Genomic DNA, 26,793 nt, shown 5'->3' on the forward strand with positions numbered 1-26,793 from the left:
CGCAGCCAACCGAGAAGTCAGCCTGGGGATGCCGCAGCTCCCTGCCCCCGCCTACCCGGCCGAGGTGCTCGCCCGGCTCGAAGCGGACGCGAAGGAGGTGATCGCCCGCTACCCCGGCAGCCGCTCCGCGCTGCTGCCGCTGCTGCACCTGGTGCAGTCCGAGGAGGGATACGTCTCCCGCACGGGCATCGCCTTCTGCGCGGACCAGCTCGGCCTCACCACCGCCGAGGTCACCGCGGTCGCCACCTTCTACACGATGTACCGGCGCCGGCCGAGCGGTGACTACCAGGTCGGGGTCTGCACCAACACCCTGTGCGCGGTCATGGGCGGGGACGCCATCTTCGACCGGCTCAAGGAGCACTTGGGCGTCGGCAACGACGAGACCACCGAGGACGGCAAGGTCACCCTCGAGCACATCGAGTGCAACGCGGCCTGCGACTTCGCGCCCGTCGTGATGGTGAACTGGGAGTTCTTCGACAACCAGACGCCGGAGAGCGCGACGCGGCTCGTCGACGACCTGATCGCCGGCCGGACGGTGGAGCCCACCCGGGGCGCGCCGCTGTGCACGTACAAGGAGACGGCCCGGATCCTGGCCGGCTTCCCCGACGAGCGCCCCGGCGCCGTCGAGGCGAGCGGCGGAGCGGGGGCCGCCTCCCTGGTCGGGCTGAAGCTCGCCAGGGGCGAGGCCTCGCCGCACGCGCGCGTGGTCGGCCCAAGGGGCGAGCGGCCCCGGGACACGGCGCCCGAGGGCGCGGCCCCGCACGAGCCGTCGCCGAGCGAGCACCTCAGCTCGCACGACGCACCGCAGCAGACATCGGCCTCCGACCCGGAGCACCCGGCCGGACCCGCCGCCGAGGAGGGGGAGTGATGACGTTGGCAGCCGAGATCGACAAGAACGGGACGAGCCCGGAGAAGCTCCTGGCCCCGGTCCTCTCCTCCTTCTGGGACGAGCCCGAGTCCTGGACGCTGGACACCTACCGCCGTCACGAGGGGTACGAGGGCCTGCGCAAGGCGCTCGCCATGTCACCGGACGACCTCATCGCGTACGTCAAGGACTCCGGTCTGCGCGGACGCGGAGGCGCGGGCTTCCCCACCGGGATGAAGTGGCAGTTCATCCCGCAGGGCGACGGCAAGCCGCACTACCTCGTCGTCAACGCCGACGAGTCGGAGCCGGGCACCTGCAAGGACATCCCGCTCCTCTTCGCGAACCCCCACAGCCTCATCGAGGGCATCGTGATCGCCTGTTACGCGATCCGCTCCTCGCACGCCTTCATCTATCTGCGCGGCGAGGTCGTCCCCGTCCTGCGGCGGCTGCACGAGGCCGTGCGCGAGGCCTACGAGGCGGGCTACCTGGGGAAGGACATCCTGGGTTCGGGGCTCGACCTGGAGCTCACGGTCCACGCGGGCGCGGGTGCCTACATCTGCGGTGAGGAAACCGCGCTGCTCGACTCGCTCGAAGGACGGCGCGGCCAGCCCCGGCTGCGACCCCCCTTCCCCGCGGTCGCCGGTCTGTACGCCTGCCCCACCGTGGTGAACAACGTCGAGTCCATCGCCTCGGTTCCCGCGATCCTGAACAAGGGCAAGGACTGGTTCAAGTCGATGGGGAGCGAGAAGTCCCCGGGCTTCACGCTGTACTCGCTCAGCGGGCACGTCACCAGCCCCGGCCAGTACGAGGCCCCGCTCGGCATCACCCTGCGCCAGCTGCTCGACATGAGCGGCGGCATCCGGGAGGGCCACCGCCTGAAGTTCTGGACCCCCGGCGGCTCCTCCACCCCGATGTTCACCGACGAACACCTCGACGTCCCCCTGGACTACGAGGGCGTCGGCGCCGCCGGATCCATGCTCGGCACCAAGGCACTGCAGTGCTTCGACGAGACCACCTGCGTCGTGCGCGCCGTCACCCGCTGGACCGAGTTCTACGCCCACGAGTCCTGCGGCAAGTGCACGCCCTGCCGTGAGGGCACGTACTGGCTCGTCCAGCTGCTCCGCGACATCGAGGCGGGCAAGGGGGAGATGGCCGACCTCGACAAGCTCAACGACATCGCCGACAACATCAACGGCAAGTCGTTCTGCGCCCTCGGCGACGGCGCCGCCTCGCCGATCTTCTCCTCGCTGAAGTACTTCCGCGAGGAGTACGAGCAGCACATCACCGGCAAGGGCTGCCCCTTCGATCCCGCCAGGTCGACCGTCTGGGCCGACGAAAAAGACGACAAGAACGCTCACCGGGGGGTGAACGCATGACAGTCACCACGAGTGCGCCCTCCGGGGGCGGCGAGGCGGCCGTTCCGCCCGAGGACCTCGTCACGCTCACGATCGACGGCATCGAGATCAGCGTGCCCAAGGGCACCCTCGTCATCCGTGCCGCCGAACTCCTCGGCATCGAGATCCCGCGCTTCTGCGACCACCCGCTCCTCGACCCGGCCGGCGCCTGCCGGCAGTGCATCGTCGAGGTCGAGGGCCAGCGCAAGCCGATGGCGTCCTGCACCATCACGTGCACCGACGGCATGGTCGTGAAGTCGCAGATCACCTCGCCCGTCGCGGAGAAGGCCCAGAAGGGGGTGATGGAGCTCCTCCTCATCAACCACCCGCTGGACTGCCCGGTCTGCGACAAGGGCGGCGAGTGTCCCCTGCAGAACCAGGCGATGTCGCACGGCGGCGCCGAATCCCGCTTCGACGGGCAGAAGCGCACCTTCGAGAAGCCCGTCCCCATCTCCACCCAGGTGCTGCTGGACCGTGAGCGGTGCGTGCTCTGCGCGCGGTGCACCCGCTTCTCCAACCAGGTGGCCGGCGACCCGATGATCGAGCTGATCGAGCGCGGCGCCCTCCAGCAGGTCGGCACCGGCGAGGGCGACCCCTTCGAGTCGTACTTCTCGGGCAACACCATCCAGATCTGTCCCGTCGGGGCGCTCACCTCGGCGGCGTACCGCTTCCGCTCCAGGCCCTTCGACCTGGTGTCGTCGCCCTCGGTGTGCGAGCACTGCGCCGGCGGCTGCGCGACGCGTACCGACCACCGGCGCGGGAAGGTCATGCGGCGGCTCGCCGCCAACGACCCCGAGGTCAACGAGGAGTGGCTCTGCGACAAGGGCCGCTTCGGCTTCCGCTACGCCCAGCAGCGCGACCGGCTCACCACCCCGCTCGTGCGCAACGCGGACGGCGTGCTGGAACCGGCGAGCTGGCCCGAGGCGCTGGAAGCGGCGGCTGCCGGTCTCTCGGCGGCGCGGGGCAGGACCGGTGTGCTCACCGGCGGCCGGCTGACCGTCGAGGACGCCTACGCGTACAGCAAGTTCGCGCGGGTCGCCCTCGACACCAACGACATCGACTTCCGGGCCCGCGTCCACAGCGGGGAGGAGGCCGACTTCCTGGCCGCCCGCGTGGCCGGGCGGGGACGCGACCTGGACGGCAGCGGGGTCACGTACACCTCGCTGGAGAAGGCGCCGGCGGTCCTGCTGGCCGGCTTCGAGTCCGAGGAGGAGGCGCCCGGCGTCTTCCTGCGGCTCCGCAAGGCACACCGCAAGCACGGGCAGCGGACGTTCGCGCTCGCCTCGCACGCCAGCCGGGGCCTGGAGAAGGCGGGCGGCACGCTGCTGCCCGCCGCACCGGGCACCGAGACCGAATGGCTGGACGCGCTCGCGGGCGGGGTCGGCCTGGACGGCGAAGGAGCCGTCGCGGCCGAGGCCCTGCGCGCCGAGGGCGCCGTGATCGTCGTGGGCGAGCGGCTCGCCGGGGTGCGCGGTGCACTCACCGCGGCCCTTCGCACCGCCGCCGCGACCGGAGCCGCACTGGTGTGGATCCCGCGCCGGGCCGGCGAACGGGGTGCGCTGGAGGCGGGCGCGCTCCCGTCGGTGCTGCCCGGCGGCCGTCCCGCCACCGACCCGCGGGCCAGGCAGGAGGTGGCCTCCGCCTGGGGCATCGCCGAACTGCCCTCGCGCTTCGGCCGCGACACCGGCCAGATCGTGGAGGCCGCGGCCACCGGCGAGCTGGGCGCACTGCTGGTCGCGGGGGTCGACCCCGAGGACCTGCCCGACCCGGCCCGGGCGCTCCAGGCCCTGGACGAGGTCGGATTCCTCGTCTCGCTGGAGCTGCGGCCCGGAGCCGTCACCGAACGCGCCGACGTGGTCCTCCCCGTCGCCGCGGTCCCGGAGAAGCCCGGCACCTTCCTCAACTGGGAGGGCAGGGCGCGGATGTTCGAAGCCGCGCTCAAGCCCGAGCAGTTGCCGAGGACGCTCTGCCCGACCGACGCGCGGGTGCTGCACATGCTGGCCGACGCGCTCGGCGTGTCCCTCGCCCTGCCCGACCTGCGCGCCGCGCGCAGTGAACTCGACCGCCTCGGCGGCCGGGAGGGCGGCCACGCCGAGGACCCGCGGGCGACGTCCCGGCCGGTGCCCCGGCCCGGCGACGGCGAGGCGGTCCTCGCGGGCCACCGGATGCTGCTCGACCGGGGCCGGCTCCAGGAGGGCGACGAGGCGCTGGCCGGTACGCGGCACGCGTCCGTCGCCCGGCTCTCCCCGGCCACCGCCGCGGAGTCCGGGGTGAAGGACGGCGACCTGCTCGCCGTCAGCGGCCCGGCGGGCTCCACCGAACTGCCGCTCGTGGTCACCGACATGCCGGACCGGGTGGTGTGGGTGCCGCTCAACTCCGTCGGACGGGGCGTCCCCGCCGACACCGGCGTCCAGCCGGGCGGACTGGTCCGGATCGGCCCCGCGGCCCCGGGCTCCCACGTCGTGACATCGGAGGTAGGAGAGTGACCGGCCTCGCCCAACTCGCCGCGGCACCGCACAGCGCCGTCCTCGCGGCCGAGGACCTCTCGATGTTCGGCACGGACCCCTGGTGGCTCGTGGTCGTCAAGGCGGTGTTCTGCTTCGCGTTCCTGATGGTGACCGTGCTCTTCTCCATCGTGTGGGAGCGCAAGGTCGTCGCCTGGATGCAGCTGCGCATCGGCCCCAACCGGCACGGGCCCTGGGGCATGCTCCAGTCGCTCGCCGACGGCGTCAAGCTGATGCTGAAGGAAGACGTCGTCGTCAAGCGGGCCGACAAGGTCGTCTACGTCCTGGCCCCGATCGTCGCCGCCGCACCGGCGTTCATGGCGATCGCGGTGATCCCGTTCGGCCCGGCCGACAACCAGGTGTCGATCTTCGGTCACCAGACGTCGATGCAGCTGACCGACCTGCCGATCGCGATGCTGTACATCCTCGCGGTCGCCTCGGTCGGCATCTACGGCATCGTGCTGGCCGGCTGGTCCTCCGGATCGACGTACCCGCTCCTCGGCGGCCTGCGCTCGTGTGCCCAGATGATCAGCTACGAGATCGCGATGGGCGCCGCCTTCGCCTCGGTCTTCCTCTACTCGGGGTCGATGTCGACGTCGGAGATCGTCGCCGCGCAGGAGGACCGCTGGTTCGTCCTCCTGCTGCCGGTCTCCTTCATCATCTACATCGTCACGATGGTCGGCGAGACCAACCGGGCCCCCTTCGACATGCCGGAGTCCGAGGGCGACCTGGTCGGCGGCTTCAACACCGAGTACTCGTCCATCAAGTTCGCGATGTTCATGCTCGCCGAGTACGTCAACATGGTCACAGTCTCCGCGGTCTCCGTGACCCTCTTCCTCGGCGGCTGGCGGGCCCCGTACCCGATCAGCACCTTCTGGGAGGGCGCGAACCAGGGCTGGTGGCCCATGCTCTGGTTCGTCATCAAGGTGCAGCTGCTCCTCTTCTTCTTCATCTGGCTGCGAGGCACACTGCCCCGCGTCCGCTACGACCAGCTGATGAAGCTCGGCTGGAAGGTCCTGATCCCGGTCTCCGTGGTCTGGCTGATGCTGGTCGCCACCGTGCGGGCGCTGAACAACGAGGGCTACGACTTCTCGCAGATCCTGCTGTACGTCGCGGGAGCGGTCATCGCCGTACTGCTGCTCTCCTTCGTCGCCGAGATCTTCAGGGACCGCAAGGCCAAGGCAGCCGAGGAGGCGGCCGGACCCGAGCCGGCGTTCGACCCGATGGCGGGCGGATATCCCGTGCCGCCACTGCCCGGCCAGGCCCTGCCGCCGGTGCCGCGCCGCAGGCCGCGACGCGAGCGGGAGCTCGTTGTCAGTGGCGGGCCGGATACTCAGAGTGACGACCCGGCGATCGCCGGAAGTTCGAGTGACGGAAGGGAGGCCGACGGTGTCTGAGTCCTCAGAGCCCTCAGGGGAGAAGTTCCAGAATCCTGTGGCCGGCTTCGGCGTGACCTTCAAGGCCATGTTCAAGAAGCGGCTGACCGAGCAGTACCCGGAGACGCAGAAGGTGACGGCGCCGCGCTTCCACGGGCGGCACCAGCTCAACCGCCACCCGGACGGGCTGGAGAAGTGCGTCGGCTGCGAGCTGTGCGCCTGGGCGTGCCCCGCGGACGCGATCTACGTCGAAGGCGCGGACAACACCGACGAGGAACGCTACTCCCCGGGGGAGCGCTACGGCCGCGTCTACCAGATCAACTACGCGCGCTGCATCCTGTGCGGGCTCTGCATCGAGGCGTGCCCCACCCGGGCACTGACGATGACGAATCAGTTCGAGCTCGCCAACACCACGCGCGAGAGCCTCATCTACACCAAGGACGAGCTGCTCGCGGGGCTGGAGGAAGGCATGGTCGACAGCCCGCACGCGATCTTCCCGGGCATGGACGAACAGGACTACTACCGGGGCCTGGTGACGCAGGCCGCCCCCGGCACGGAACGCCAGACCGCCGTGTCCAAGGGCGAAGCGGACACGGAGGTGGACGCATGACCCCCGCCCTGGCCGCCGCCACCGCCACGTCGACCGGCGAGGCCGTGCAGTTCTGGCTGCTCGGCTCCGTCGCCGTCATCGGCGCGCTCTCCACCGTCCTGATGAAGAAGGCGGTGCACAGCGCGCTGTCACTCGCCGGCACCATGATCGTGCTGGCGGTCTTCTACCTCGCCAACGGCGCGTACTTCCTGGGCATCGTGCAGATCGTCGTCTACACCGGCGCGATCATGATGCTCTTCCTCTTCGTGGTCATGCTCGTCGGTGTCACCGCGGCGGACTCCCTGAAGGAGACCCTGAAGGGGCAGCGCTGGCTGGCCGCCGCCTGCGGCCTCGGCTTCGGCGTCCTGCTGATCGCCGGGATCGGGCAGGCGTCCCTGCAGACGTTCAACGGTCTCGGCACGGCGAACGCCCGGCACGGCGGCAACGTCGAGGGCCTCGCCAACCTCATCTTCACCAAGTACGTCTTCGCGTTCGAGATCACCGGCGCCCTGCTGATCACGGCCACCGTCGGCGCGATGCTGCTCACGCACCGCGAGCGCACCGAACGCGCCAAGACCCAGCAGGAACTCTCCCGGGAGCGGGTGCGCAGCAGTCACGTACCTCCGCTGCCGGCCCCCGGTGTCTACGCCCGGCACAACGCCGTGGACATCGCCGGACTGCTCCCGGACGGCACGCCGTCCGAGCTCACCGTCATGCAGACGCTGCGCCGGCGCGGCCAGATCCGCGACGTGTCCAGCGAGTCGCTCGCCCAACTCAAGGCGCTGGAACAGCGGTCCGGGGAGCGGCTCGGCCGTGACGCGGCGGATGAAGAGGAGGAGGTCGCCAAGTGAATCCGGTCAACTACCTCTACCTCGCGGCCCTTTTGTTCACGATCGGCGCCTCCGGCGTGCTGATCAGGCGGAACGCGATCGTGGTGTTCATGTGCATCGAGCTGATGCTCAACGCCTGCAACCTCGCGCTCGTCGCGTTCTCCCGGATGCACGGCAACCTCGACGGCCAGATCATCGCCTTCTTCACGATGGTCGTCGCCGCCGCGGAAGTCGTCATCGGGCTCGCGATCATCGTGTCGCTGTTCCGCTCCCGCCACTCGGCCTCGGTCGACGACGCCAGCCTGATGAAGCTGTAAGGGGTCGGAATCGTGGAAAACCTGATTGCGCTGCTGGTCGCGGCGCCCCTGCTCGGAGCGGCGGTCCTGCTCTGCGGCGGCCGTCGGCTCGACCGGACCGGACACTGGATCGGCACGGTGCTCGCCGCCGCGTCCTTCGTCGTCGGTGCCGTGCTGTTCACCGACATGCTCGGCAAGGGCGCCGAGGACCGCGCTCTGCACCAGAAGCTGTTCAGCTGGATCCCGGTCGAGGGGTTCCAGGCCGACGTGGCCTTCCAGCTCGACCAGCTGTCGATGACGTTCGTCCTGCTGATCACGGGTGTGGGCACGCTGATCCACATCTACTCCATCGGCTACATGGAGCACGACGAGCGCCGGCGCCGCTTCTTCGGCTATCTGAACCTCTTCCTCGCGGCGATGCTGCTGCTGGTCATCGCCGACAACTACCTGCTGCTGTACGTCGGGTGGGAGGGCGTCGGTCTGGCGTCGTACCTGCTCATCGGCTTCTGGCAGCACAAGCCCAGCGCGGCCACCGCCGCCAAGAAGGCCTTCCTGGTCAACCGGGTCGGCGACATGGGCCTGTCCATCGCGATCATGCTGATGTTCACCACCTTCGGCACCTTCGCCTTCGGGCCGGTGCTCGAAGCGACCGGGGAGACCGGCGAGGGCAAGCTCACCGCCATCGGCCTCATGCTGCTCCTCGCGGCCTGCGGCAAGTCGGCGCAGGTGCCGCTGCAGTCCTGGCTCGGTGACGCGATGGAGGGCCCGACCCCGGTCTCGGCCCTCATCCACGCGGCCACGATGGTGACCGCGGGCGTCTACCTCATCGTCCGTTCCGGCGCGATCTTCAACGCCGCCCCCGACGCACAGCTGGTCGTCGTGGTCGTCGGCGCGGTCACGCTCCTCTTCGGTGCGATCGTCGGTTGCGCCAAGGACGACATCAAGAAGGCACTCGCCGGCTCGACGATGTCGCAGATCGGCTACATGATCCTCGCCGCCGGCCTCGGCCCCATCGGCTACGTGTTCGCGATCATGCACCTGGTGACGCACGGCTTCTTCAAGGCCGGGCTCTTCCTCGGAGCCGGTTCGGTCATGCACGGCATGAACGACGAGGTCGACATGCGCAGGTACGGCGGGCTGCGGAAGTACATGCCGGTCACCTTCGTCACCTTCGGCCTCGGCTACCTCGCGATCATCGGCTTCCCCGGACTGTCCGGCTTCTTCTCCAAGGACATGATCATCGAGGCGGCATTCGCCAAGGGGGGCACCGAGGGCTGGATCCTCGGCTGCGTCACGCTGCTGGGCGCCGCGATCACCGCGTTCTACATGACGCGCGTGATGCTGATGACGTTCTTCGGCGAGAAGCGCTGGCAGCCGACTGCATCCGACGGCGGCTCCGCCGCGGGCGAGGGACACGAGCCGCACCCGCACGAGTCACCGAAGTCCATGACGATCCCGATGATCGTGCTGGCCTTCGGGTCGGTCTTCGCCGGAGGCTTCTTCTCCATCGGTGACCGCTTCGTGCACTGGCTGGAGCCCGTCACCGGACACGAACACGGGCACCCCCCGGTCAGCGCGGCCACCGTCACGGCGGCCACCATGGTGGTGCTGGTCATCGGTGTCGCGATCGCCTGGGCGATGTACGGGCGCAGGCCCGTCCCCGCCGTCGCCCCGCGCGGCTCGCTGCTCACCAGGGCGGCCCGCCGGGATCTCCTCCAGGACGACTTCAACCACGTGGTCCTGGTCCGCGGTGGCGAACACCTCACCCGGTCGCTGGTCTACGTCGACCACACCCTGGTCGACGGAGTCGTCAACGGCACGGCCGCCTCGATGGGCGGGCTCTCCGGCCGGCTGCGCAAGCTGCAGAACGGCTACGCCCGCTCCTACGCGGTCTCGATGTTCGGCGGTGCGGCGGTCCTCATCGCCGCGACCCTGCTGATGAGGGCGGTCTGATCCCATGTCCTTTCCCCTCCTGACAGCGACGGCGGCGCTCCCGGCGATCGGCGCGATCGCCACCGCCGCCGTCCCGGCCGCCCGGCGCACCGCGGCCAAGTGGCTCGCCCTGGCCGTCTCGCTGGCCACGCTCGTCCTGGCCGGCATCGTGTTCGCCCGCTTCGAGCCGGGCGGCGAGCGCTACCAGCTCACCGAATCGCACGCCTGGATCAAGGACTTCGGGGTCCGTTACGAACTGGGCGTCGACGGCATCGGGGTGGCGCTCCTGGCGCTCACCGCGCTGCTGATCCCCTTCGTGATCCTGGCCGGCTGGCACGACGCCGACCCCCTGGAGACGAACTCCAGCCGCTGGCGCCCCACCCAGGGCTTCTTCGCCCTGATCCTCATGGTGGAAGCGATGGTGATCCTCTCCTTCGTGGCCACCGACGTCTTCCTCTTCTACATCCTCTTCGAAGCCATGCTCATCCCGATGTACTTCCTCATCGGCGGTTTCGGGGACCGGGCGCACTCCGGCAGCGACGAGAACGCGGCGGCGCAGCGCAGCTACGCCGCGGTGAAGTTCCTCCTCTACAACCTGGCCGGCGGGCTCATCATGCTGGCCGCCGTCATCGGTCTGTACGTCGTCGCGGGGAGCTTCTCGCTCGCGGAGATCGCCGAGGCCCGGGCCAACGGCTCGCTGGACATGGCGACCTCCACCGAGCGGTGGCTCTTCCTGGGCTTCTTCTTCGCCTTCGCGATCAAGGCCCCGCTGTGGCCGCTGCACACCTGGCTGCCCAACGCCATGGGAGAGGCGACCACCCCGGTCGCCGTCCTGATCACCGCGGTCGTCGACAAGGTCGGCACCTTCGCGATGCTCCGCTTCTGCCTCCAGCTGTTCCCGGAGGCGAGCAAGTGGGCGACGCCGGTGATCCTCGTCCTGGCGCTGATCTCCATCATCTACGGCGCCCTGCTCGCCGTGGGCCAGCGCGACATCAAGCGGCTCATCGCCTACGCGTCGATCTCGCACTTCGGCTTCATCGTGCTCGGGATCTTCGCGATGACCAGTCAGGGACAGTCGGGCGCGACCCTCTACATGGTCAACCACGGCATCTCGACGGCGGCGCTGATGCTGGTCGCCGGATTCCTGATCACGCGGCGGGGTTCGCGTCTCATCGCCGACTACGGCGGGGTGCAGAAGGTGGCGCCCCTGCTGGCGGGGACCTTCCTGATCGGCGGTCTGGCCACCCTCTCGCTCCCCGGACTGGCGCCGTTCGTCAGTGAGTTCCTGGTCCTGGTCGGCGCGTTCAGCGCGTACCCGGTGGTCGGCGTCATCGCCACCTTCGGCATCGTGCTGGCGGCGCTCTACGTCCTGGTCCTCTACCAGCGGACGATGACGGGACCGGTCAGGGAGGGGATCGGGGGCATGCCCGACCTCAAGGTCCGTGAGCTCGCGGTGGCGCTTCCGCTGATCGCCATGCTGATCTTCCTGGGCGTCTTTCCTAAGCCGCTCACCGAGGTCGTCGACCCGGCGGTCCAGCACACCATGCACGACGTACAGAAGCAGGACCCCCAGCCCGAGGTGGAGGCCGCCAAGTGAGCGCAACAGCTGTCCACAGCCTGTGGACGACGGCGGGCGAGGTGACATCGGCCGCCGCGGGGGACAGGTTCACCGCTCCGGACATCGAGTACGCCCAGCTCGCCCCGGTCCTGATCGTGGTCGGCGCCGCCGTCCTCGGCATCCTGGTGGAGGCCTTCCTCCCGCGCCGGGCGCGGTACACCACGCAGGTGTTCCTCACGGTCGTGGCCCTCGCCGCCGCGTTCGCCGCGGTGGTGGGGCTCGCCGCCGACGGTTACGCCGCCAAGAGCGCCCACATCGCCGCCATGGGCGCCATCGCAGTCGACGGACCCGCCCTGTTCCTCCAGGGCACCATCCTGCTCGTCTCGATGATCTCCGTCTTCACGTTCGCCGAGCGCCGTCTCGACCCGGCCTCGCACGGCAACCGGGTGGACTCCTTCGCCGCCCAGGCCGGAGCGGTACCCGGCAGCGACGGGGAGAAGGCCGCGGTCAAGGCCGGCTTCACCACGACCGAGGTCTTCCCGCTGGCCCTCTTCGCGGTGGCGGGCATGCTGGTCTTCCCCGCGGCGAACGACCTGCTGACCCTGTTCGTCGCCCTGGAGGTCTTCTCCCTCCCGCTCTACCTCCTGTGCGCCCTCGCCCGCCGTAAGCGGCTGATGTCGCAGGAAGCCGCGGTGAAGTACTTCCTGCTCGGCTCGTTCTCCTCGGCGTTCCTCCTCTTCGGGATCGCCCTCCTCTACGGATACGCGGGCACCGTCTCGTACGCGGGCATCGCCAACGTCGTGGACGGCAGCGTCACGGAGATCGACCCCGCCCTCGCGGACACCATGGGCAACGACGCGCTGCTGCTGATCGGCGGCGCGATGATCCTCATGGGCCTGCTGTTCAAGGTCGGTGCCGTGCCGTTCCACATGTGGACCCCGGACGTCTACCAGGGCGCCCCGACCCCGGTCACCGGCTTCATGGCCGCCGCCACGAAGGTCGCCGCGTTCGGCGCGCTGCTGCGCCTGCTGTACGTCGTCCTGCCCGGCCTCACCTGGGACCTGCGTCCCGTCATGTGGGGCGTCGCGATCGTCACGATGCTGGGCGGAGCGATCGTCGCGATCACCCAGACGGACATCAAGCGGCTCCTGGCCTACTCCTCGATCGCGCACGCGGGCTTCATCCTCGCCGGTGTGATCGCGGCCAGCCCCGACGGTGTCTCCTCGGTCCTCTTCTACCTCGGCGTGTACTCCTTCGTGACCGTCGGCGCCTTCGCCGTCGTCACACTCGTGCGCGACGCCGGTGGCGAGGCGACCCATCTGTCGAAGTGGGCCGGGCTCGGCCGGCGCTCCCCGCTGACCGCGGCGGTCTTCGCCGTGTTCCTGCTGTCCTTCGCCGGCATCCCGCTCACCTCCGGCTTCTCCGGCAAGTTCGCCGTCTTCAAGGCGGCGGCGGACGGCGGCGCGGGCGGCCTCGTCGTGGTCGGTGTGATCTCGTCGGCCATCGCCGCGTTCTTCTACATCCGGGTCATCGTCCTGATGTTCTTCAGCGAGCCGAAGGCGGACGGCCCCACGGTCGCCGTCCCGTCCCCGCTGACGATGACCACGATCGCGGTCGGGGTCGCCGTGACCCTCGTGCTGGGTCTCGCCCCGCAGTACTTCCTCGACCTGGCGAGCCAGGCGGGCGTGTTCGTGCGGTGACGCACGGCACCACCACGACGACGCCGGACGGGCCTGGAAGTCAAGCCCGTCCGGCGTTGTCGTAGGCGGCGCCTATGGTTGCAGTGGACGGGTGCGGCGGTACGGAACGGAGCGGGCGGACGATGAGTGTGACGACCGAGAGCGCTGCGCAGCAGACGCTGCACCGGGTGTTCGGGTACGAGGCGTTCCGCGGCGAGCAGGGCGCGGTGATCGAGCATGTCGTCGGGGGCGGCGACGCGGTCGTGCTCATGCCCACCGGTGGCGGCAAGTCCCTCTGCTACCAGATCCCGGCCCTGGTCAGGCCCGGCACAGGCATCGTGATCTCCCCGCTCATCGCACTCATGCAGGACCAGGTGGACGCGCTGCGCGCGCTCGGTGTCCGCGCGGGTTTCATGAATTCCACCCAGGACTTCGACGAGCGCCGCTCGATGGAGGCCCAGTACGTCGCCGGTGAGCTCGACGTGCTGTATCTGGCCCCCGAGCGGCTGCGCCTCGATTCGACGCTCTCGCTGCTGGCCCGCGGTGAGATCTCCGTCTTCGCCATCGACGAGGCCCACTGTGTCGCGCAGTGGGGCCACGACTTCCGCCCCGACTACCTGGCCCTGTCGGTGCTGGGCGAGCGCTGGCCCGGCGTGCCCCGCATCGCGCTGACGGCCACGGCCACCGACGCCACGCACCGGGAGATCACCCAGCGGCTGGGCATGCCCGACGCCAGGCACTTCGTGGCGAGCTTCGACCGCCCCAACATCCAGTACCGCATCGTGGGGAAGTCCGACCCGAAGAAGCAGCTGCTCACCTTCCTCAAGGAGGAGCACCCGGGGGACGCCGGCATCGTCTACTGCCTCTCACGCAACTCCACGGAGAAGACCGCCGAGTACCTCTGCCGCAACGGCATCGAGGCCGTGCCCTACCACGCGGGTCTCGACGCCGGTACGCGCGCCGCGCACCAGGCGCGCTTCCTGCGCGAGGAGGGCCTGGTCGTCGTCGCGACGATCGCCTTCGGCATGGGCATCGACAAGCCCGACGTGCGCTTCGTCGCCCATCTCGACCTGCCGAAGTCCGTCGAGGGCTACTACCAGGAGACGGGTCGCGCGGGGCGTGACGGGGCGCCGTCCACGGCCTGGATGGCGTACGGACTCCAGGACGTCGTCCAGCAGCGCAAGCTGATCCAGAGCGGTGAGGGTGACGAGGCCTTCCGGCGTCGCGCCGGCTCGCACCTCGACTCCATGCTGGCGCTCTGCGAGACCGTGCAGTGCCGCCGCGCCCAGCTCCTGACGTACTTCGGCCAGGAACCCGGCGAGCAGGCCTGCGGCAACTGCGACACCTGCCTCACCCCGCCCGAGACCTGGGACGGCACGGTGGTCGCCCAGAAGCTGCTGTCCACCGTGGTCCGGCTGAAGCGGGAGCGGAACCAGAAGTTCGGGGCCGGTCAGATCATCGACATCCTGCTGGGCCGCAAGACGGCCAAGACGATCCAGTTCGACCACGACCAGCTCTCGGTCTTCGGTATCGGCGAGGAGCTGTCCGAGGCGGAGTGGCGCGGTGTCGTGCGCCAGCTGCTGGCCCAGGGACTGCTCGCCGTCGAGGGGGAGTACGGCACGCTGGTGCTGACCGAGGAGAGCGGTTCCGTGCTCGGCCGGGAGCGCGAGGTGCTGCTCCGCAAGGAGCCGAAGAGGCCCACGACGCGGTCCGGCGGCTCGGGCGAGCGCAAGGCCAAGTCGGCGGCGGCCGCGGCCGACCTGCCGGCCGAGGCCGTCCCGGTGTTCGAGGCGCTGCGCGCCTGGCGAGGCGCCCAGGCGAAGGAACTGGGCCTCCCGGCGTACGTGATCTTCCACGACGCGACGCTGCGGGAGATCGCGACCCTGCGGCCTGGTTCGCTCGCGGAGCTGGGCGGGGTCAGCGGCCTCGGCGAGAAGAAGCTCGCGACGTACGGCGAGGGCGTGCTGGAGGTGCTGGCCGGACTGGGGGACGCGGCCCCCGCCACCGCTTCGGAGCCGGGCACGGCCCCTGCAGCGGCCCGGACCCCGGAGCCGAAGGCGCCGTCGGTTGCCCCGGACGCGGACCCGGAGTTCGGCTGGGACGAGGAGCCGCCGGAGTTCGACTGAGCGGCAGCCGGATCTACTCCGGCTTCGCCGCCCGGCGGCGCGAGACGATCGCGGGCAGGTCGAGATCGATGGTGAAGGGAGTGGACACCTTCATCCGGTCATGGAAGATCCCCGTGGACGTGTACGCGCCGGTCGCGGGTTCCAGCTCGAACACGTAGACGACCGCCCGGCCGTCCTGATTCTCGACCCGCCAGTAGTGCGGGATCTTCGCACGGGCGTACTTCACGGGCTTGGTCTCCCGGTCGCGGGTGACGGACTCGTCGGACACGACCTCGATCGCCAGCAGCACACTGCTCGCGGGGAACCGTGTCTGCCGCAGACTCTCGACCGCGTCCGCGCGCACGACGACCACATCGGGTTCGGGCCGGTTCTGGAAGTCGATGTCGATGGTGAACTCTCGGACGACCTCCAGCTCAGGCGGTGCCAGCGACTCCAGCTGCCATTCGAAGAAGCTGACCGCCCGTGTATGGAACAACGTCTGCGGACTCACGAAAACCAGGCTCCCGTCGATCAGCTCCGTGTGCGGAGGCAGATTCGGGAGTGTGTCCAGGTCATCGGCGGTCCAGCCGCCCACGGGCGGGACCGCCCACCGCGGCTCGGGGGCCTCGGGTTCGATGCTCATCAGTGCTCCCATGGGACGGAGTCTCGCGGGTCTGTTCAGCGTATCCGGCGAGAACAGACCAGGGCCGCCCAAACGTGTGAGCGACTTACGCGTCGTTGACCGCTGCCCCCCTCGCCGCGTACGCGCGCACGTCCGCGTCCGGGTCCGTGAGCACTCCGGCCAGCGCCTCCCTGGCCGCGTCGTGGGCCGTGTGGTGGAGCAACGCCAGCACCGCCGCCTTGCGGACGTCGGCGTTGGGATCGTCCAGGGCCCCGGCCAGCGGGCCCACCGCGTGCACCGGGCCGGACGAGGAGAGCGCCGTCGCGGCCCCCGCCCGGACCTGCCAGGCCGGATCGGAAAGGGCCGTGACCGCCGTCGCGGCGAACGGCTCGGGGCACCCCGTGGCCGCGAGAGCTGCCAGGGCCGCCGCCCGCACCAGGAGGTCCGGGTCCGACAGGAGCGGAGCCAGCGGTTCGGGACGGGGGGAGCGCGTGGCCGCCAGCCCCTTCGCGACGGCCACCCGGACCTCGCGGGACGGGTCGGCCACGGCCCCGGCCAGCAGGCCGGTGGCGTCGACCGACACCAGGGCGCTCACCGTGTGGACGCGTACGTCGATGTCGGGGTCACCGAGTGTGCCGGCGTACAGCTCCGCGTCCCCCAGACGCAGCGCCCGCAGGGTGTCCAGCGCCGTGGCCCGTACGACCGGGTCCCCGGAGCCGAGCGCCGCCACCAGTGGCTCGCGCAGGGCCGGTTCGGCCGGCAGCACCTCGACCAGCTCCCGCAGCGATGCGGCCGCCGCCGCCCGCACGGACGGCACCGGGTCCGCGAGCGTCGCCGCCAGCGCGGGCCCCGCGCCCGCCGGGGTCGACTCGGTGAGCGCCGCGACCGCCGCACGCCGGACCGCCGGATCGGGGTCGGCCAGATACGGGGCGAGGTCCGCGAGCTCCGGCTGGTCCTCCGCCAGCGAGAGGAGTCCGAGGATGCGGGGGGAAGGCCCGGCCGAGGGGGCCTCGGCGATGCCGGCGCGGACGGCCGCCGCGGAACCGGACGGGGCGGCTTCCTTCGCCCCGGCGATAGCGACCTGCTCCGCCTCGACCTCGCCGAGCTCCCGCGACGGCCCGCCGGACGGCTCGAAGCCGTCCACCGGCACGAGGTAAGGCGCCACCGGCCGCGCCGTGAACTCCATCGCTCCCGAGGCCGACTTGCGCAGGTCCAGGTGGTGGAACCAGCCCTCGTCGTCGCGCTCCGGATGGTCCGTACGCTCGTGGTAGAGCCCCCATCGGGACTCCGTGCGGGCCAGGGAGGAGCGCGCCGCCATCTCCGCGCAGTCCCGGATGAAGCTCACCTCCGCGCACCGCATCAGCTCGTGCGCGGTGGTCGCACCCATCCCCGCGATGTCCGTGCGCATCCGCTCGAAGTGCTCCAGCGCGAGCGAGAGCCGCGCCCCCGACTTGGGCGGCGCCACGTAGTCGTTCACGAACCGGCGCAGCTTGTACTCGACCTGGGTCTGCGGCGGGCCGTCCGGGTTCCGCAGCGGCCGGTAGATCAGCTCGTGGGCCACGCGCAGCTGTCCTTCGGGGAGTTCACCCTCGTAGGCCGTGTACCGCGAGGCGTCGGCGCCCGCCAGATCGCCGTAGACGAACGCTCCGATCATGTAGTTGTGCGGGACGCAGGCCAGGTCCCCGGCCGCGTACAGGCGCGGCACCGTCGTGCGGGCGTGGTCGTCGACGCGGACGCCGGACGCCGAGTGGCCGCCGCACAGGCCGATCTCGGAGATGTGCATCTCGATGTCGTGGGTGCGGTAGTCATGGCCCCGGTTGGCGTGGAACGTGCCGCGCGTCGGCCGTTCCGTGGAGTGCAGGATGCCTTCCAGGGCGCTGACGGACTCCTCGGGCAGGTGGCTCAGCTTGAGGTACACCGGCCCCCGGTCCGAGGCGACCTCCGCCGCGAACTCGGACATCATCTGCCCCGACCAGTAGTCGGAGTCGACGAACCGCTCGCCGTGCCGGTTCACCTGGTAGCCGCCGAACGGGTTGGCGACGTAGGCGCAGGCCGGGCCGTTGTAGTCCTTGATCAGCGGGTTGATCTGGAAGCACTCGATGCCGGTCAGCTCGGCCCCCGCGTGGTACGCCATGGCGTAGCCGTCACCCGCGTTCGTGGGGTTCTCGTACGTCCCGTAGAGGTAGCCGGAGGCGGGCAGGCCCAGCCGGCCGCACGGCCCGGTGGCCAGGACGACTGCCCCGGCGCGGACGGTGACGAAGGCGCCCGTACGGGTGTTGAAGGCCGCCGCACCGATCGCCCGGCCGTCGTCACCGGTGAGGATCCGGACCGGCATCACGCGGTTCTCGATCCGGATCCTCTCCCGCATCTCCCGGCGCCGCAGCTGCCGGTAGAGGACCTTCTTGACGTCCTTGCCCTCGGGCATCGGCAGCACGTACGAGCCGGAGCGGTGCACCTGGCGCACGGCGTACTCCCCGTGCTCGTCCTTCTCGAACTTCACGCCGTACGACTCCAGCCGGCGCACCATTCCGTAGCCGCGCACCGCCGTCTGCCGGACGGTGGACTGGTCGACGATGCCGTCGTTGGCCCGGGTGATCTCGGCGACGTAGTCGTCGGGTTCGGCCCGGCCCGGGATCACCGCGTTGTTGACGCCGTCCATGCCCATGGCGAGGGCGCCCGAGTGCCGGACGTGCGCCTTCTCCAGCAGCAGGACGGAGGAGCCGTGCTCGGCGGCGGTGAGCGCGGCCATCGTGCCGGCCGTGCCGCCCCCGACGACCAGCACGTCGCAGGAGAGTTCCTCGGCGTCGGCGAGGGCGGGGATCTGCACGGTCATGCCTTTCAGTGGGCGGGAGTGAGCGATTCGAGGACCTCGCGGCGCAGCGCGACGGTCGCCGGGTCGGCATGGGCGGCGCGTTCGCGCGGACGCGGTACGTCCAGGACCCTGCCGGTGGGCAGCAGCGCGATCCGGTCGCCGAGGAACAGCGCCTCGTCCACGTCGTGCGTGACGAAGACGACCGTGGCGCCCGTGCCGTGCAGGACGTCGACGAGCAGCTGCTGCATACCGGCCCTGGTCTGAGCGTCCAGCGCTCCGAAAGGCTCGTCCATCAGGACCGCTCGCGGCTCGGCCGCCAGGGCGCGCGCCAGCTGGACGCGCTGGCGCTGCCCGCCGGAGATCCGGTGGGGGAGCTTCGCGCCGTGCCCGTCCAGGCCGACCCGGGCCAGCCAGGACTCGGCGCGTGTCCGGCGTTCGGCCCGTGGGACACCCCGGATGGCCAGCGGCAGTTCGACGTTGGCCCGCACCGTGCGCCACGGCAGCAGGGCGTCGTCCTGGAAGACGAGGGCCCGCTCGGCGCGGGGCGCGGTGATCGCCTCACCGTCCTGCGCGACCTCGCCGCCGAGGGCGGGCAGCAGCCCGGCCAGGGTGCGCAGCAGGGTGGACTTGCCGCAGCCGGAGGGGCCGACGACGGCGAGGATCTCACCGGGGACGGCATCGAGGCCGATCCCCTCCAGGACGGGGGCCCCGGCCCTGCCGAGCACGGCACCGCGCAGGGTGAGCCGGACGCCTCGGGACGTGGTGGTGGTCATGGGTGCACCCGCTCCTTCGCCAGGGGGGCCGGCTCCGCGGCCGGGGACTCGGGCCCGCGGTGCCGTACGGGGGACGGCGGACGGTTCTCCGTACGCGGCAGCCACCGCGTGAGCCGGCGGCCCAGCAGCTCCACCGCCGTCGAGGTGATCCACCCGAGCAGGCCGATCGTGGCCATCCCGACGAAGACCCCCGGATAGTCGACGACCGTGTAGTCCTGCCAGGTGCGGTAGCCGACCCCGTACTCGCCGGAGATCATCTCGGCGGAGATCACGCAGATCCACGACACCCCGATGCCGACGGAGAGCCCGCCGAGGATGCCGGGGAGCGCGCCGGGCAGGACGACGGAGCCGAGGATCCGCCACCGGCCGCCGCCCATGGTCAGGACGGCCTCCTCCCACACCGGCGTCAGCGCCCGCACCGCGTGCCGGGTGGAGACCATGACCGGGAAGAAGGCCGCGGTGCAGGTGATGAAGACGATGCCCTGCTCGTTGCTGGGGAAGAGCAGGATCGCCACGGGCACCAGGGCGATCGCCGGCACCGGGCGGATCACTTCGAGGACGGGGCCCAGCAGGTCCGAGGCGATCCGGGAGCGTGCGACGGCCGTGCCGACCGTGATGCCGAGGACGGCTGCCAGGGCGAAGCCGGTGACGATCCGGGTCAGGCTGTCGGTGAGGTCCTGCCAGTACGTGTCGCTGCCGAGCCGGTCGCCGAACGCACGGGCCACATCGGTCACCGTGGGGAACTGCTCGAAGCGCAGCCACAGGTTGACGTCGTAGGAGGTGAGCAGCTGCCAGATGCCCAGCGCCGCCACCAGCGACAGCGCCCGCAGCGGGGCCGACCACCGCCGCGCCCTCATGAGGCGCGGGCCAGTTCGAGCGCGGTGGCGTACGGGACGACACGCGCGCCCGGGTGCGCGTCGGCGTCCGCGCGGGCCGCGGACCCGGTGACGTACGGCCTCAGCTCCGTGCCGTCCGACACCCAGACGGCACGGTCCGCGAACCACAGGGTGCCGGTGCCCGCGTCGGGGACGTAGGCGGCGCGGACCTTGTTCCCGTGCCCGGCGGTGTACCGCAGGACCTCGGCGGGAGTGGCGAACGCCGAGGTGGTGTCCTCGCCCTTCAGCCAGACCTCGCCGCCCTGCGCGGCGGGCGGACCGGCGGCCCGGGCCTTCGCGTAGGCGGAGCCGTACACCCGCTTCACGTACGACTCGTCGACGAAGGCGTCGACGTCCACGTCCCCGACCAGCTTCGCCGAACGCAGCACCGGCACGTCCTTCTTGAGCGCGGCCACCAGCTCGGGCTTCACCGTCGTGTCGAACGTGGCGATGCCCTGGGCGCCGTTGTAGAGGTGGACGACCTCGGCGGGCAGCCCCGTCGCCTTCGCCACCGACTCGGAAGCCGCCACCGGGTGCTCGTGCAGATACTCCGTGGCCCGGCCCTGTGCCCGGAGGAAGTCCTCCAGCACGGCGGGCCGCTTCCGCGCGAAGTCCTCGACGACGGTGACGCCGTGGAAGGTCGGAAGATTCAGCTCGGCCCCGTCGTAGAGGGCCTTCGCCCTGCCCTGGAAGGCCAGCAGCCCGGGCCACGCCACGAACTGCGACAGGGCGTCGGCGCTGCCGGCCTGGAGTGCCGACGCCCCCACGGCAGGCTGCTGGTTGAGCTTGCGGATGTCTTTCTCCGGGTCGAGTCCTGCCTGCTGGAGCGCCCGGACGAGCGTCCCGTCGGCGGCCGAACCGACGCTCGTGGAGACCTTCTTGCCGCGCAGGTCCTCCAGGGAGCGGAGACCGGAATCAGGACCGGTCACCACGGTGTTGAGGCCGCCGCGCAGGTTGTAGCCGGTTACCGAGACCAGCTTGGTCGGACGGTTCAGCTGCTTGCCGCGCGCCGCGTTGATCAGCAGCGGGAAGTCGCCCATCGAGCCGATGTCGATCTTTCCCGCGGTCATCTGGGCGGTGATCGGGGCGCCGGTCGCGTAGTCCTGCCACTTCACCTCGTACGTGACGCCGTCCCGCTGGCCGCGGGCGCGCAGTTCGTCCTCGAAGTAGCCGAGCGAGCGCAGCAGGGTGCCTGCCGTGACGGTGTTGATGGTCCTGGACTGATAGCCGACGGTCACCGTGACCGTGTCGTCGTCGCCCGCGCTCGCCTCTCCGCCGCAGCCCGCCGTGAGGGGGACGAGCAGTGCGGAGGTCAGCAGGGCGGCGGCGCGGATTGCCGTGCGTCGCATGGGAGGAAGGGGCCTTTCACCGGAGGAGGTAGGGCATGTTGACCGTGACCGCGTCGGTGGGACACCGGGCCGCGCACGGGCCGCAGTACCAGCACTCGTCGACGTGCATGTACGCCTTGCCGCTGTCCGGGTGGATGGCCAGGGAGTCGAGCGGACACATGTCGACGCAGAGGGTGCAGCCGTCGATGCACTTGGACTCGTCGATGGTCACGGGCACGTCGGCCCGCTGGGGCGCCAGAGGCATGGCGATCTCCAGGAAAGAGGGGGGAAGAGGGGGTCAGTCGGACCTGTGCAGCAGGCCGCTCATGCTGATGCGGTCACCGCGGAACCGGATGAACTCCAGGTCGACGGGCCGCCCGTCACAGAGATGGGTGAGGCGTTCCAGCATCAGGACGGCGGCGCCCTGCGGGGTCTCCAGGACGGCGGCGGAGTGCGCGTCGGCGTTGACGGCCTCCATGGTGATCTCGGCGGTGCCGAGCGGCCGGCCGGTCAGGGACTCCAGCAGCCGGAAGACATCGGTGTTCTCCAGGTCGCACCCCAGCAGCCCGGCCCCGATGTCCATCGGGACGTACGTGAGGTCGAGCGACAGCGGCAGGCCGTTCAGCAGCCGGCGCCGTTCGATGTAGAGAACGTCGGTGTGTTCCGCGATCCGGAGCCGGCGCGCGACGGGACCCGGCGCGGGCACGGGGCCGACGGTGCGGACCTCGTTGGTGACCCGGCCGTGTTCGCGGAGTGTCTCGGCCAGGCCCTGGAGGCGGTCCAGGCGGTGCGGGTACCTCTCGCTGACGACGACGGTGCCCACGCCCGGCTGCCGTTCCACCAGGCCTTCGGCGCGGAGCAGGTCGAGGGCCTGGCGGACGGTGTTGCGGGAGACGCGGTAGTCACTGCCGATCGCGTCCTCGAAGGGCAGCACCCCACCCGGGAAACCGCCCGTACGCACCTGGTGGCGCAGCAGGTCGGCCAGCAGCCGGGCATGGTCCGCGCGCAGCCGGCGCCGACGGGCGGCGGCGACGGGCACGGTGTGCTCACGGGTGCGTTCGGCTGGCATGCGCTGGACCATACCGACGGGGTCCACGCGATGGTGTTGCCACAGTGTTGCGCCACCTGCGGACGCCGGGCGCACCGCTGTGACCAGGTGTTCTTCGTGCGGTCGGCGAAGATCTGCCACCTGGGACGACCACTCCTCGGACACCGGGGACGACCACTCCTCGGGCACAGGGGACGACCACCCCTCGGGCACAGGGGGTCGTCAGCCCCCGCCCCCGCCGCCCGCCTGGGCGGCCTTGTCCTGGCGCACATTGCGGTGCACGGCCAGCGCGGGCCACTCCCCCCGGGCGAGGGCCCGTGCCGCCGCGCGCGTACGGCGGTCGCCCTGTCTCACCACCGACGGCAGCTCCACCGCCGCCGCCAGCGCCGCGAGCAGCCGGCCCCTGCGGTCCGGGTGGCCCGCCGCACGGGAGGCCTCGAAGCGCTGCCGCACCTGCCCGGCCGGTGAGGCCGGGCCCGCCGGGTGCCGGTGGTAGGGCAGGAGCCCCAGGAAGCGGCGCGTCTCCCGGCGCAGCACGCCGCGCTCCACCAAGGCGTCCAGGTACAGCCCTTCGGCCCTGCGCCCGGACCGCCGCACCCAGCGCTGCGCCGACGCCCCCGCACCGGATCTGCTCTTGCCCGGAGGCGGAAGAGCGCGCAGCAGGACCCCGAGGAGCGGATCCGGCGGGTCCAGCGGATTCACGACCACCACCCGTCCGCGCTCCTCGGCGACCCGCCCCTGGAGCTCCAGCTCCGCGAGCACGGCCCCGGCGACGCCGTACTCCAGGAAGGAGTTCCGGCAGTACGGCTTGCCCCGTACGGGGTCGAGGGCGAGCAGCAGCAGCTCCTCGGGGAGCGTCGGCGCCGGGCCGCTCACGGCGAGGCCACGATCCGTCCGGTGACCTCGCCGAGCCCGACCCGGGTGCCGTGCGGGCCAGGTGCCCACGCGGTCAGGGTGACCGTGTCGCCGTCCTCCAGGAACGTCCGCTTGCCCTCGGGAAGGTCCAGCGGGTCGCGGCCGTTCCAGGTGAGTTCGAGCAGGGAGCCGCGCTGTCCCGGCTCGGCGCCGCTGACCGTTCCCGAGCCGTACAGGTCACCGGTGCGCAGCGAGGCGCCGTTCACCGTCATCTGCGCCAGCTGCTGGGCCGCCGTCCAGTACATGGAGGAGAAGGGCGGCTCGGACACCACCTGGCCGTTGATCTCCACCGAGATCCGGATGTCGAAGCCGCCCGGCTCCTCGTCCTCCGCGTCGTCGAGGTACGGCAGCAGCTCGAAGTCCCTGGCGGGCGGCGCCGTGCGGGCCGCGTCCAGGGCCTCCAGGGGAGTCACCCACGCCGACACGGAGGTGGCGAAGGACTTCCCGAGGAACGGGCCGAGCGGCACGTACTCCCAGGCCTGGATGTCGCGCGCCGACCAGTCGTTGAGCAGCGAGAGCCCGAAGACGTGCTCCCGGAAGTCGCCGAGTGCCACGGGGGCACCCTGATCCGAGGGGACACCGACGACGAAGCCGACCTCGGCCTCGATGTCCAGCTTCGCCGAGGGCCCGAACACCGGGGCGGGGTCGGAGGGCGCCTTGCGCTGCCCGGAGGGGCGCACCACGTCCGTGCCGGAGACGACGACGGTGCCGGCCCGCCCGTGGTACCCGATGGGCAGGTGCTTCCAGTTGGGGGTGAGGGCCGCGCCGTCGGGGCGGAAGATCTTCCCCACGTTGGTGGCGTGGTGCTCGCTGGCGTAGAAGTCGACGTAGTCGGCGACCTCGTACGGCAGGTGCAGTGTCACCGCGTCGAGCGGATACAGCAGCGGCTCCAGCTCCGGGCGGTGGGAGGGGACCGTCACCCACGCCGTCAGCGCCCGCCGCACGTCCCGCCAGGCGGTCCGCCCCGCCGCCAGGAGCGGCATGAGACTCGGCTGCGCCAGCAGCCGGGCGTACGGCGAGCCGAGCGCGTGTGCCGCCGCCCCCGCGTCCAGTACATGACTGCCGACGCGGACGCCGACCCTGCGCTCCTGCGGGTGTCCAGGGGTGGAGAACACGCCGTACGGGAGGTTGTGCGGGCCGAAGGGGTCTCCCTCGGCCAGATCGAGCGGACTGCTCTGCTCGGGCATCTGTCGCTGCCCCTTTCCAGTGGCTTGAGGAACACGGTACGTCGGCGTCGCCGCTCGGCGGCAGTGCCTCAAGTAGGCGTAATGCCCGGAAAGTTACGCGATAACCCTGGTCAGCCCGCCGTGCGGGGGATCCGTTTCTCCCAGGTCCGGTGGAAGACGATCTCCGCACCGTCCTTGCACACGACCTCGTTGGACGTGATGAAGTCGTCCGCGTCCGCGCTCGTCTCCGAACGCGTCTCGATCCGCACGTCCCACGACATCTCGGGGCGGTGCAGCCGGATCGTCCAGTCCGAGCGGGCCCGGGCCGACAGCGGGTCGTCCTGCTGGATCGTGTAGGTCTCCAGTGCGTCCTCGGTGAACTCCAGCCCGTCCGGGTAGACACGGGTGCCGCCGTAGCGCGGATCCACCTCCAGGCGCCATTCGCCCTTGGCGACGTCACGGACCACCAGCCGCTCCGGCCGGGGCTCCTCGAGCGTCACCGGATACACGACCCCCAGCGGCTCCGCCTGCTCCGGTTCGCCGAAGGTGATCCCCGCGTCCTCGGTGTGCCGGCGGATCGGGAGCTCGACGAGGCTGCCCTCCGCCTCCAGCGTGAAGCCCGCCGAACCGGCCTGGGGCCAGATCCACGGCCAGTACGAGGAGGAGATGGCGACCCTGATCCGGTGGCCGGGCGGGAACGTGTGCCCGATGCCGTTCAGCTCGAAGTTCACGTATTCGGCCTCCCCGACGGGCCAGTCCTCCGCGCGGTCGCGCCCGTGGCGGGTGGCCAGATTGAGGGCGCCGCGGGTCACCAGGGTGGAGGCCCCGTCCGGGGCCACGTCGCAGAGCCGCGCGATCACCTGTCCGCGCGGTACGTCCATCCGGAGCAGGAGCGTCACCCGGGGGCGGCCGAGGATCTCGATCGGGGCGTCCTCGACGGGGAACTCGAAGCACACCGACTTGGCATCCTCGTCCCGCTGGTCGGGCGGCAGGTCGGCGTCGTTGCCGAACGGGAAGAAGCGGCCCGCGTCGAGTCCCGTCTGCTGCGGCGACCGGACGATCTGCGCCCCGCCCCCCAGGGCGTACGTGATCGGGGCGACGTTCTCCGACGGCCACGCCGCGTCGCCGACCCAGCGGCCGGGGAGCGTCTCGTAGACCGTGGCGGGGCGGTGCGAGCCGCTGATCCAGGAGCGCAGCAGCGGCTCGTTCATCACCCCGGTGTCCTTGTCCTTGAGGTGCTCGTCCCACCAGCGCAGCGTCTCCTGGAGGAAGCCGATCGCGGGTCCCGGCGGAAGCCCGCGGTCCGGGTACTGGTGCGACCAGGGGCCGATCAGTCCGCGCACCTGCCCGGGGTCGAGGTGCTCCACGAGCCGCAGGACCGTGTCCCGGTACGGGTCGTGCCAGCCGCCCACCGCCAGGACCTTCGCCTCGATCGCGCCGTAGTCCTCGCAGACGCTGCCGTGCTTCCAGTAGTCGTCGCGGGTCTGGTGCGCCAGCCAGGTGTGGATGAACGGGTCGACCTTCTCCAGCCGCCGCAGCCACATGTCACGCCAGTCGCCGCCGACGTCCGCCGGGTCCGGGGGCCGGCAGACGAAGGCCAGCATGGTGGAGGCCCAGGCGTGCATGTCCACGCCCAGGACCGAGCCGCCCATGTAGTGGACGTCGTTGTCGTAGCGGTCGTCGGCCGAACAGACGGTGACGATCGCCTTCAGCGGTTCCGGGGCGAGCGCGGCGATCTGGAGCGAGTTGAAGCCGCCCCAGGAGATGCCGAACATGCCGACCCGGCCCGAGCACCACTCCTGCTGGGCCAGCCAGTGCACGACCGCGACACCGTCGGCGAGCTCCGTCGCGTCGTACTCGTCGCCCGGCATCCCCTCGCTGTTGCCGTGCCCGCGCACGTCGACCCGCACGGAGGCGTAGCCGTGGCCCGCGTACCAGGGATGGCGCTGCCAGTCGCGCGGCGCCGTCCAGTCGCTGAGCCGGTAGGGGAGGTACTCCAGCAGGGCGGGCACCGGTTCGTCGGTGACCGGGCGCCAGATCCGGGCGTACAGCTCGGTGCCGTCCGCCAGCGGGATGTACAGGTCCTCGTGGATGGTCTCGTACGGGAATGCGGTGCGGATGTGCAT

At 71.1% G+C, this 26,793-nt stretch carries 21 protein-coding genes; 11 read left to right on the top strand and 10 right to left on the bottom strand.

The window, feature by feature from the left end; genetic code table 11:
* Positions 1–28 precede the first annotated feature (28 nt).
* The 11 genes from nuoE to recQ all read left to right on the top strand — a co-directional run bounded on the left by nuoE (position 29) and on the right by recQ (position 15,149).
* A complete protein-coding gene (gene nuoE / locus ACFYQ6_RS18035; RefSeq protein WP_361583189.1) occupies positions 29–868 on the top strand; it encodes an NADH-quinone oxidoreductase subunit NuoE in 840 nt (279 codons plus the stop codon).
* Positions 868–2,241 (top strand): NADH-quinone oxidoreductase subunit NuoF, encoded by a 1,374-nt coding sequence (gene nuoF / locus ACFYQ6_RS18040; RefSeq protein ID WP_361583055.1) that lies wholly within the window; start codon positions 868–870, stop codon positions 2,239–2,241. The genes nuoE and nuoF overlap by 1 nt, the downstream gene beginning before the upstream one ends.
* Positions 2,238–4,745: an NADH-quinone oxidoreductase subunit G gene (locus ACFYQ6_RS18045; RefSeq protein ID WP_388763746.1), complete on the top strand. Its 2,508-nt coding sequence runs from the start codon at positions 2,238–2,240 to the stop codon at positions 4,743–4,745. The genes nuoF and ACFYQ6_RS18045 overlap by 4 nt, the downstream gene beginning before the upstream one ends.
* Entirely contained in the window at positions 4,742–6,160 is a 1,419-nt protein-coding gene (gene nuoH, locus ACFYQ6_RS18050) for an NADH-quinone oxidoreductase subunit NuoH (RefSeq protein WP_388763748.1), read from the top strand. The genes ACFYQ6_RS18045 and nuoH overlap by 4 nt, the downstream gene beginning before the upstream one ends.
* On the top strand, positions 6,153–6,749 hold the full coding sequence (gene nuoI, locus ACFYQ6_RS18055) for an NADH-quinone oxidoreductase subunit NuoI (RefSeq protein WP_361583047.1): 597 nt from the start codon (positions 6,153–6,155) through the stop codon (positions 6,747–6,749). The genes nuoH and nuoI overlap by 8 nt, the downstream gene beginning before the upstream one ends.
* Positions 6,746–7,579 (top strand): NADH-quinone oxidoreductase subunit J, encoded by an 834-nt coding sequence (locus ACFYQ6_RS18060; RefSeq protein WP_361583046.1) that lies wholly within the window; start codon positions 6,746–6,748, stop codon positions 7,577–7,579. The genes nuoI and ACFYQ6_RS18060 overlap by 4 nt, the downstream gene beginning before the upstream one ends.
* Positions 7,576–7,875 (top strand): NADH-quinone oxidoreductase subunit NuoK, encoded by a 300-nt coding sequence (gene nuoK, locus ACFYQ6_RS18065; RefSeq protein ID WP_033297526.1) that lies wholly within the window; start codon positions 7,576–7,578, stop codon positions 7,873–7,875. Before ACFYQ6_RS18060 ends, nuoK begins: the two co-directional genes overlap by 4 nt.
* Before the next feature lie 12 nt (positions 7,876–7,887).
* Entirely contained in the window at positions 7,888–9,807 is a 1,920-nt protein-coding gene (gene nuoL / locus ACFYQ6_RS18070) for an NADH-quinone oxidoreductase subunit L (protein WP_361583042.1), read from the top strand.
* A gap of 4 nt (positions 9,808–9,811) precedes the next feature.
* Positions 9,812–11,383 carry an NADH-quinone oxidoreductase subunit M gene (locus ACFYQ6_RS18075; RefSeq protein ID WP_361583039.1) on the top strand — a complete coding sequence of 524 codons (1,572 nt, stop codon included), beginning with the start codon at positions 9,812–9,814 and terminating at the stop codon, positions 11,381–11,383.
* On the top strand, positions 11,380–13,044 hold the full coding sequence (gene nuoN / locus ACFYQ6_RS18080; protein ID WP_361583037.1) for an NADH-quinone oxidoreductase subunit NuoN: 1,665 nt from the start codon (positions 11,380–11,382) through the stop codon (positions 13,042–13,044). The genes ACFYQ6_RS18075 and nuoN overlap by 4 nt, the downstream gene beginning before the upstream one ends.
* 122 nt (positions 13,045–13,166) lie before the next feature.
* A complete protein-coding gene (gene recQ / locus ACFYQ6_RS18085; protein ID WP_361583035.1) occupies positions 13,167–15,149 on the top strand; it encodes a DNA helicase RecQ in 1,983 nt (660 codons plus the stop codon).
* 13 nt (positions 15,150–15,162) lie between these two features.
* Here the strand turns inward: recQ and ACFYQ6_RS18090 are convergent, their stop codons facing one another.
* From ACFYQ6_RS18090 to ACFYQ6_RS18135, 10 genes are all read right to left on the bottom strand, one after another.
* On the bottom strand, positions 15,163–15,771 hold the full coding sequence (locus tag ACFYQ6_RS18090) for a Uma2 family endonuclease (RefSeq protein WP_361583032.1): 609 nt from the start codon (positions 15,769–15,771) through the stop codon (positions 15,163–15,165).
* A gap of 85 nt (positions 15,772–15,856) precedes the next feature.
* Positions 15,857–18,583 carry a fumarate reductase/succinate dehydrogenase flavoprotein subunit gene (locus tag ACFYQ6_RS18095; RefSeq protein WP_388763751.1) on the bottom strand — a complete coding sequence of 909 codons (2,727 nt, stop codon included), beginning with the start codon at positions 18,581–18,583 and terminating at the stop codon, positions 15,857–15,859.
* Positions 18,584–18,588: 5 nt separating this feature from the next.
* Positions 18,589–19,335 carry an ABC transporter ATP-binding protein gene (locus ACFYQ6_RS18100; protein ID WP_361583027.1) on the bottom strand — a complete coding sequence of 249 codons (747 nt, stop codon included), beginning with the start codon at positions 19,333–19,335 and terminating at the stop codon, positions 18,589–18,591.
* Positions 19,332–20,192, bottom strand: a complete 861-nt coding sequence (locus tag ACFYQ6_RS18105) for an ABC transporter permease (protein WP_388763753.1) — start codon at positions 20,190–20,192, stop codon at positions 19,332–19,334. The genes ACFYQ6_RS18100 and ACFYQ6_RS18105 overlap by 4 nt, the downstream gene beginning before the upstream one ends.
* Positions 20,189–21,559 carry an ABC transporter substrate-binding protein gene (locus ACFYQ6_RS18110; RefSeq protein ID WP_361583021.1) on the bottom strand — a complete coding sequence of 457 codons (1,371 nt, stop codon included), beginning with the start codon at positions 21,557–21,559 and terminating at the stop codon, positions 20,189–20,191. Before ACFYQ6_RS18110 ends, ACFYQ6_RS18105 begins: the two co-directional genes overlap by 4 nt.
* A 16-nt stretch (positions 21,560–21,575) precedes the next feature.
* Complete coding sequence (locus ACFYQ6_RS18115) at positions 21,576–21,803, bottom strand: ferredoxin family protein (RefSeq protein ID WP_033297536.1); 228 nt, start codon at positions 21,801–21,803, stop codon at positions 21,576–21,578.
* A gap of 33 nt (positions 21,804–21,836) precedes the next feature.
* Complete coding sequence (locus ACFYQ6_RS18120; RefSeq protein WP_361583018.1) at positions 21,837–22,607, bottom strand: GntR family transcriptional regulator; 771 nt, start codon at positions 22,605–22,607, stop codon at positions 21,837–21,839.
* 201 nt (positions 22,608–22,808) lie between these two features.
* Positions 22,809–23,462 carry a GPP34 family phosphoprotein gene (locus ACFYQ6_RS18125; protein ID WP_361583015.1) on the bottom strand — a complete coding sequence of 218 codons (654 nt, stop codon included), beginning with the start codon at positions 23,460–23,462 and terminating at the stop codon, positions 22,809–22,811.
* Complete coding sequence (gene fahA / locus ACFYQ6_RS18130; RefSeq protein ID WP_388763756.1) at positions 23,459–24,688, bottom strand: fumarylacetoacetase; 1,230 nt, start codon at positions 24,686–24,688, stop codon at positions 23,459–23,461. The genes ACFYQ6_RS18125 and fahA overlap by 4 nt, the downstream gene beginning before the upstream one ends.
* Before the next feature lie 110 nt (positions 24,689–24,798).
* Entirely contained in the window at positions 24,799–26,793 is a 1,995-nt protein-coding gene (locus ACFYQ6_RS18135) for a CocE/NonD family hydrolase (protein ID WP_361583010.1), read from the bottom strand.

Origin of the sequence: Streptomyces sp. NPDC005494 (assembly GCF_042872025.1) — a bacterium.
Taxonomy (GTDB): Bacteria; Actinomycetota; Actinomycetes; order Streptomycetales; family Streptomycetaceae; genus Streptomyces.